The following is a 1,888-nucleotide window of genomic DNA, read 5'->3' as shown; positions in this document are numbered from 1 at the left end:
GAATATAAACAGCTAGAAAAAGCCCAAGAAAACATAGTAAATATTCGATTAGAAAAAATATTATGTGATAGATACAATAGGCTTCAAAGGGGGAATTAATGAATAAAATTATGACACCTAATAACTTAGTTGAAGAACTGAGAGATCGCTTTAAAATAACCATCCTGGAGCTTAGACAAAACCTTCCAAAGTATGAGGTGAAAATGTATTGTGATGCTTTAGGAATTACAGAAAAAACATTGTTTTGGGCAATAAAAAACTGGAAACCAAAAAAGGAATTAAAAAAGCAGGAGCAATCAAAATCTAAAATTTATCCGACCAAAGAAAAAAATAGAGGTATGAAAAAAGCTCCTGCAAGTAAATTATAGCACAAAATTAAAATTTCCGACCAAAGAAAAAATATTAGGAGTGCTAATGATCTGACTAGATTATAGCAACTAATATAAAAATTGTATTTAATCTAGGAGGGGTAAGGATGGAATTTCAAGGAACTATTTCAAATTGGGTAAAATTCACTATTATCATATTAGATAATATTAAGGAACTTCAATTCATGGGAGAAACTTATACAGATAAAAAAATATCAAAAAGTATGCAAGGGAATCATATTTAGTGAGGGAAGTAATAAAATTTAAGATGTAAGGAGTGAGGGAAATATGAACTTATTTGAAAAAATAAAAAAATCTTTTAAAATTAAATATTGTATCACTCCAGATATGGAAATGGTCAATGAATCTAGCTTATCTTATTTCAATTCAGATATATTTAAATCGCCTGAAGAAATTTTAATTAGTCAGATAACTATTCACAAAATCGCCTGTGAAAAAGATTTGGAAACTTTGATAAAAAATCTAAAAGAAAGAGAAGATGCAGAAAGAGTCCTACTTTTCCATAAAGGCAAAATTAATGCCTATGAACACATCATCAAAGATATTGAAAGTAGAAGTAACGCTTTTAAAAATAAAGAAAAGGAGGACATAAAATGAAAATATCAAAACTGCAAAGAGAAATTTTTAAAAAATGGAAAAGCGGAAAATCTTTAAATTATATAAGAAAAAAATATGGTCAATATGGAATTATAGTTATCAATTATTGCAAAGGAAATATGGATAAAAATAATGTTTTATATGAATATGATTTAAGTATAACTAAACAACCATTAGGTCCTATAAAAATTTTATCAGAACGAAAAAAAACAATTATAAAAGACTTCATAAAAAATAAAAAAAGCATCAAGCAAATTAATAAAAAATATGGTGACTACGGTGTTTTTGTTGTTAATTTATCTATGAAAAAATTTGCAGCAACACATTTATTTTAATAAATAAAATTGAGTATTGTTTTTATAAGTAGGAGAAAAGATATATGAGTAGTTTACTCAAAGTATTTATGGGTGCAGCAGTATTTGTTATTATATCCCAAATACTTGATGAAATAGAGAGTAAAACAGTAGCATATTACATAGGGGTTTTTAGCGGTATTTTAGTGTCAGGAATAAATTTCCCTTGGGAATAGAAAAAATTGTAATTTGTTTTGGTAGGAGGGGGAAGGTAATAGTGGAAAAATTCATATGTGAAAAATGCTTAAAAATAATAACTAAAGAATATAAAAATAATAATAGAGCTTGTGAATGTGGTTCTGAGACTTGCTTTACTATCGAGTGTGCAAGCAAGAAAATGAAAGAAATGCGTGAGGCTATAAAAGTATTGAGGAGTTGTAGATGGTGAAAAAATAATTGTTTGGGAAAACTAAATAAAAGAAACAAATAAGAATTTGTATAGGAGGACACAATATGAAAAAAACAAAATTAAGACCAAATCATCAAGAAATTATAGCCATGAGTTTAGAGGATCTAAACTTTATATTAAAAAGTGGATATGTGCTGACT

The 1,888-nt window shown here is 27.1% G+C and carries 6 protein-coding genes; all 6 read left to right on the top strand.

Translation table 11 applies throughout. The annotated features are described in order from the left end of the window. Positions 1 to 98: 98 nt before the first annotated feature. Entirely contained in the window at positions 99 to 368 is a 270-nt protein-coding gene (locus tag WBG30_RS13300; RefSeq protein WP_424505139.1) for a hypothetical protein, read from the top strand. Between the two features lie 107 nt (positions 369 to 475). Further along, positions 476 to 613: a hypothetical protein gene (locus tag WBG30_RS13295; RefSeq protein WP_424505138.1), complete on the top strand. Its 138-nt coding sequence runs from the start codon at positions 476 to 478 to the stop codon at positions 611 to 613. A 43-nt stretch (positions 614 to 656) separates the two neighbouring features. Further along, positions 657 to 986: a hypothetical protein gene (locus WBG30_RS13290; RefSeq protein ID WP_424505137.1), complete on the top strand. Its 330-nt coding sequence runs from the start codon at positions 657 to 659 to the stop codon at positions 984 to 986. After that, positions 983 to 1,321, top strand: coding sequence for a hypothetical protein (locus tag WBG30_RS13285; RefSeq protein WP_424505136.1), 339 nt, complete (start codon positions 983 to 985; stop codon positions 1,319 to 1,321). The genes WBG30_RS13290 and WBG30_RS13285 overlap by 4 nt, the downstream gene beginning before the upstream one ends. 44 nt (positions 1,322 to 1,365) lie before the next feature. After that, positions 1,366 to 1,515: a hypothetical protein gene (locus WBG30_RS13280; RefSeq protein WP_424505135.1), complete on the top strand. Its 150-nt coding sequence runs from the start codon at positions 1,366 to 1,368 to the stop codon at positions 1,513 to 1,515. A 41-nt stretch (positions 1,516 to 1,556) separates the two neighbouring features. Beyond that, on the top strand, positions 1,557 to 1,727 hold the full coding sequence (locus WBG30_RS13275) for a hypothetical protein (protein WP_424505134.1): 171 nt from the start codon (positions 1,557 to 1,559) through the stop codon (positions 1,725 to 1,727). Positions 1,728 to 1,888 lie beyond the last annotated feature (161 nt).

The organism is Psychrilyobacter sp. (assembly GCF_049671765.1).
In the GTDB taxonomy this organism is placed as follows: Bacteria; Fusobacteriota; Fusobacteriia; order Fusobacteriales; family Fusobacteriaceae; genus Psychrilyobacter.
The sequence above is the reverse complement of the archived record's forward strand: the minus strand, read 5'-3'. Positions and strand labels throughout refer to the sequence as shown.